We start from the raw sequence: 4781 nt of genomic DNA on the forward strand, positions 1-4781 counted from the left end.
GCGGTGGAGGCCGCGCAGGCGGCGGTCGGGGCGACGCTCCGTGGCTGAGCCGACCGGGGTCCCGAGGGTCCTGTGCATCGCCGGTACCGACCCGTCCGGCGGCGCGGGCCTGCTCGCGGACGTCAAGTCCGTCGCCGCGATGGGCGGGTACGCGATGGGGGCCGTCACCGCGGTCACCATCCAGAACACCCTCGGGGTCAGCGGCGTACACGCGGTACCCGTCGAGACCGTGGTCGCCCAACTCGACGCGGTGGCGGACGACGTGCGGATCGACGCCGTCAAGATCGGCATGCTCGGCGAGGCCTCCCTCGTCGAGGCGGTGGGGGACTGGCTGCGTCGCCGGAGACCCCCGAACGTCGTCCTCGACCCGGTGATGGTCGCCACCACCGGCGGCAGGCTCGCCAGCGACGACGCCTCCCGCATGCTCCGCGACCTGGTCCCGTTAGTCGATCTGGTCACCCCCAACGTCCCGGAACTCGGTGTCCTGTGCGGGGAATCCACCGCGGGCAGCATCGAGATGATCGTGGAGCAGGCCGAGCTCGTCCACGAGCAGACCGGGTGCTCGGTGCTCGCCACGACCGGCGATCTCGAGGACGGCAGTGCCGAGGACGTCCTCGTCCGCTCGGCGGGCGGGTGGCGCACGACCCTGCGACTCCCGTTCGTCCGCGTGGACACGCCGCACACCCACGGGACCGGGTGCTCGCTGTCCTCCGCCCTGGCCACTGCCCGGGTGGCGGCCGATGACTGGGAGGCCGCGTACCGGCGGGTCCGTCCGTGGATGGACGGCGCCCTCCGGGGCGGGCTCGATCTCGAGGTGGGCCGGGGGGCCGGGCCGCTCGACCACACCTGGTTCCTCCACCACTGATCGCCCGGGACCCGCCCCTCTGTCGTACACCTGTGCGAATATTCGGCTCATCACACAGCCGAGACCACCGGGAGTAGACCATGTCCACCACGCACACCGCCTCCGCCGGGTCCTCCGCCGCGAAGGCGCTCGACCGGGTCCGCAAACTGTTCGCCAAGGCCGAGAGCGTCGCCGGCACGCCGGAGGCCGAGGTGTTCCTCGAACGGGCCTACGGGTTGCTCGCGAAGTACGGCGTCGACGAGGCTCTGGCGAGATCGGGGCCCGATGCGCGACCCGCGGAAGTGACCGTGTTCGATCACGTGGTCGCCGGGAGATACCAGCCGGACCAGGTGGGACTGGTGGCATCGCTGGCCGCCGCGATGCACTGCCGGGCCGTCACCTCCACCCGCGGTGACGGCGCGAGGGTCGTCCACATCGTGGGGGTGCGTCGGCACGTCGAGCGGGTGGGGATGCTCGCCGGCGCGCTCACGGGGGTCATGCTCGCGGCGGCAGCGCACCAGCGGCCGGCTCCCGGCGTCTCGCCGGTCACGCACCGGAAGTCGTTCATGACCGGCTTCGCCTTCGAGGTGGGACGCCGACTGGCCGCGGCCGAACGCGGAGCCGTCGCCGGGAGCGGGGACGCGGTCGGGGCGGGACTCGTCCTGAGGTCGGACGCCCAGCGCGCGGATTCCGAACTACGGCGCCGTTTCCCCTCGGCGGTCCGTGGTGCACGGCGGAGGGTGGGTTCCTCGGGGATCGAGGAGGGGCGTCGCGTGGGCGGATCAGTGGATCTCGGACAGAGCCGCTTCGGCGGGGGACGGCGTCAACTCGGAGCCTGACCGGCCCGGGATCGTCGCGGCCGGCACGTCGGTGTGCAAAAGATTGCAAGCTGATGCATACTTGTGCGCATGGCAATCAAGGTAGCGGTCGCAGGTGCGTCGGGTTACGCGGGAGGGGAGTTCCTCCGCCTGCTCCTCGGGCACCCCGCGCTGGAGTCGGGCGAGATGGAGATCGGAACCCTCGCCGCGGGGTCCAACGCCGGGCAGCCGCTGGTCGAGCACCATCCCCATCTCCTGCCGCTCGCGGAGCGCGTCCTGGTCGAGACCAGTGCGGACACCCTGGCCGGGCACGACGTCGTGGTCCTGGGACTGCCGCACGGGCACTCCTCGGAGATCGCCGAGCAGCTGGGACCGGACGTCCTCGTCGTCGACCTGGGTGCGGACTTCCGGCTGTCCGACGCCTCGGACTGGGAGGCCTACTACGGGTCCGCGCACGCCGGCACCTGGCCGTACGGTCTGCCCGAACTCCCCGGCGCGCGTGAGGCGCTGCGTTCGACCCGCCGCATCGCGGTGCCCGGGTGCTTCCCCACGGGGGCGAGCATCGCGCTGTTCCCGGCGGTGGCGGCCGGACTGGTCGACGCGTCGGGGATCACGATCGTCTCGGTCACCGGTGCCTCGGGCGCGGGGAAGTCCGCCAAGGTCCCGATGCTCGCCTCGGAGGTCATGGGCTCGGCAAAGGCGTACGGCGTCACGACCCACCGCCATGCGCCCGAGATCACCCAGAACCTGCGGGCGGTCACCGCGGCGCCGGTGTCGGTGAGCTTCACACCGGTCCTGGCCCCGATGGCCCGGGGCATCCTCACCACCGCGGTCGCCCCGACCACGGCGACGGCGGGGGAGTTGCGGCGGGTGTACGCGGAGGCGTTCGACCACGAACCCTTCGTCCACGTGCTCCCCGAGGGTGTGCAGCCGATGACCGCCTCGGTGCTCGGGTCCAACGCGGTGCAGCTCGGCATCGAGGTGGACGAGCGGGCGGGGCGCGCGGTGTTCACCGCGGCGATCGACAACCTCGCCAAGGGCACCGCCGGTGGGGCGATCCAGTCCATGAATCTGGCACTCGGACTGCCCGAGACGGCGGGGCTCAGCACGGTCGGCCTCGCCCCGTGAGTGCGGGCATCCTGTCCGGCGCGGTGTCCGGTGGCCGCACCCACGGTCTCGAATCGTGGTCCGATCCGGTGCGCAACGACGCGGTGTTCTGGGTGGCTCCCGCGGGCGCGACGGCCGTGTTGGAGGTCGAGGGCGAGGGGACCGACGCCGCGGAGTTGCGGTGGAGCACACTGAGCGCCGAGGTCCCGTCGATCCGCGCGGTCGTCCTGCTCGACGGCCCGGGCGCCGGAGTCCCCGGAGAGGACTTCACCTTCACGCACTCCGTCGCCGAGGACGTCGGCCGGATCGTCGGCTCCCGGTCGGGTTCCGAGGTCGGACCGATCGAGGTGCTCGTCTTCCGACCGGACACCGATCACACCCGGTGGCCGGAACCCGCACCCACGGCGGACGGGGTGGAGTTCCGGTTCCGCCACCGCGGCGGTGCCGGCGTCCGTCTCACCCTGACCGTTCCCGACCAGCCCGAAAGAGGACTGACATGACCACCGAGATGAACGACGGGTCGACCGAGTTGACGCCGTTCGTCCGTGCCCACGTCCTCGCCGAGGCGCTGCCGTGGCTGCAGAAGTTCCACCACAAGATCGTCGTGGTCAAGTACGGCGGCAACGCGATGATCGACGGCCAGCTCAAGGCGGCGTTCGCGGCCGACATGGTGTTCCTCCGGACCTGTGGCCTGAAGCCGGTGGTGGTCCACGGGGGCGGCCCCCAGATCACGTCGATGCTCGGCCGCCTGGGGATGGAGGGCGAGTTCCGCGGGGGATTCCGTGTGACCACCCCCGAGGTCATGGACATCGTCCGCATGGTGCTGTTCGGCCAGGTCGGCCGAGAACTGGTGGGGCTCATCAACGCGCACGGCCCGTACGCGGTCGGGATCTCCGGAGAGGACGCTGGCCTGTTCACCGCGGTCCGACGGACGGCGATGGTGAACGGCGAACCGACCGACATAGGACTGGTCGGCGACGTCGAGTCGGTCGACCCCCGTGCCGTCCTGGACCTCATCGAGGCCGGCCGGATCCCCGTCGTGTCCACCATCGCCCCGGATGCCGACGGCACGGTCCACAACATCAACGCCGATTCCGCCGCCGGCGCACTGGCCACCGCGCTCGGCGCCGAGAAACTCGTCGTCCTCACCGACGTCGAGGGGTTGTACACCGATTGGCCGGACCGGTCCTCGCTGGTCACGCACCTCGGGACCGGTCCCCTCGAGCGGGTGTTGCCGTCTCTCGAGAGCGGCATGGTCCCCAAGATGGAGGCGTGCCTGCGCGCGGTGCAGGGCGGGGTGCGGGCGGCCCACGTCATCGACGGGCGCGTCGAACACTCCGTGCTGCTCGAGGTTCTCACCGAGGGCGGCATCGGCACCATGGTCACCGAGGGTGACCACGAGATCCGCACGCCGGCAGGAGGAGCGAGATGACCGGGACCGACACCATGTCCCTCACCGCACGGTGGGACAGCGCGCTCATGCGCAACTACGGCACCCCGCCGCTCGAGCTCGTCTCGGGCCGGGGCGTCACCGTCACCGCCTCGGACGGCCGCGAGTACGTGGACCTGCTCAGCGGGATCGCGGTCAACTCACTCGGTCACGCGCATCCGGCGGTCGTCGACGCGGTCAGTCGCCAGGTCGCCGAGCTCGGCCACGTGTCCAACCTCTACATCCACCCGACGGTGGTGGCGCTGGCCGAGCGCCTCGAGTCACTGCTGTCGGTGGACGAGCCCGTCCGCGCCTTCTTCTGCAACTCGGGCGCGGAGGCCAACGAGGCCGCGTTCAAGATCGCCCGTCGGACGGGGCGGTCGCGGATCCTCGCGGCGGAGAACGGTTTCCACGGCAGGACCATGGGCGCCCTCGCGATGACGGGTCAACCCGCCAAACGCGAGCCGTTCGAACCGATGCCCGCAGGGGTCGAGTTCTTCCCCTACGGCGACACCGCCGCGCTCACCGCTCTCGTCGAACAGGCTCCCGGGGACACGGCCGCCGTGATCGTCGAGCCGATCCA

General features: G+C 71.5%; 6 protein-coding genes. All 6 read left to right on the forward strand.

Features of this window, described 5'->3' with window-relative positions:
• Positions 1 to 40: 40 nt before the first annotated feature.
• Entirely contained in the window at positions 41 to 865 is an 825-nt protein-coding gene (gene thiD, locus G6018_RS07350) for a bifunctional hydroxymethylpyrimidine kinase/phosphomethylpyrimidine kinase (RefSeq protein WP_095717211.1), read from the forward strand.
• A gap of 80 nt (positions 866 to 945) precedes the next feature.
• The gene (locus G6018_RS07355) at positions 946 to 1683 is read left to right on the forward strand and encodes a DUF2786 domain-containing protein (RefSeq protein ID WP_179525171.1); all 738 of its coding nucleotides are present in this window, start codon (positions 946 to 948) and stop codon (positions 1681 to 1683) included.
• A gap of 69 nt (positions 1684 to 1752) precedes the next feature.
• On the forward strand, positions 1753 to 2790 hold the full coding sequence (gene argC / locus G6018_RS07360; RefSeq protein ID WP_179525172.1) for an N-acetyl-gamma-glutamyl-phosphate reductase: 1038 nt from the start codon (positions 1753 to 1755) through the stop codon (positions 2788 to 2790).
• Complete coding sequence (locus G6018_RS07365) at positions 2787 to 3269, forward strand: hypothetical protein (protein ID WP_182639277.1); 483 nt, start codon at positions 2787 to 2789, stop codon at positions 3267 to 3269. The genes argC and G6018_RS07365 overlap by 4 nt, the downstream gene beginning before the upstream one ends.
• Positions 3266 to 4201 carry an acetylglutamate kinase gene (argB, locus tag G6018_RS07370; protein ID WP_182618017.1) on the forward strand — a complete coding sequence of 312 codons (936 nt, stop codon included), beginning with the start codon at positions 3266 to 3268 and terminating at the stop codon, positions 4199 to 4201. Before G6018_RS07365 ends, argB begins: the two co-directional genes overlap by 4 nt.
• A partial coding sequence (locus tag G6018_RS07375; protein WP_182639278.1) for an aminotransferase class III-fold pyridoxal phosphate-dependent enzyme occupies positions 4198 to 4781 on the forward strand: 584 nt, incomplete at its 3' end. The genes argB and G6018_RS07375, both read left to right, overlap by 4 nt.

Source organism: Dietzia sp. DQ11-44, from assembly GCF_014145205.1.
GTDB lineage: Bacteria > Actinomycetota > Actinomycetes > Mycobacteriales > Mycobacteriaceae > Dietzia > Dietzia natronolimnaea.

Excerpts from the sequence above, each read along its gene's own strand:
- G6018_RS07355 (WP_179525171.1), top strand. The coding sequence starts at position 946 with ATGTCCACCACGCACACCGCCTCCGCCGGGTCCTCCGCCGCGAAGGCG.
- argC (WP_179525172.1), top strand. The coding sequence starts at position 1,753 with ATGGCAATCAAGGTAGCGGTCGCAGGTGCGTCGGGTTACGCGGGAGGG.
- argB (WP_182618017.1), top strand. The coding sequence starts at position 3,266 with ATGACCACCGAGATGAACGACGGGTCGACCGAGTTGACGCCGTTCGTC.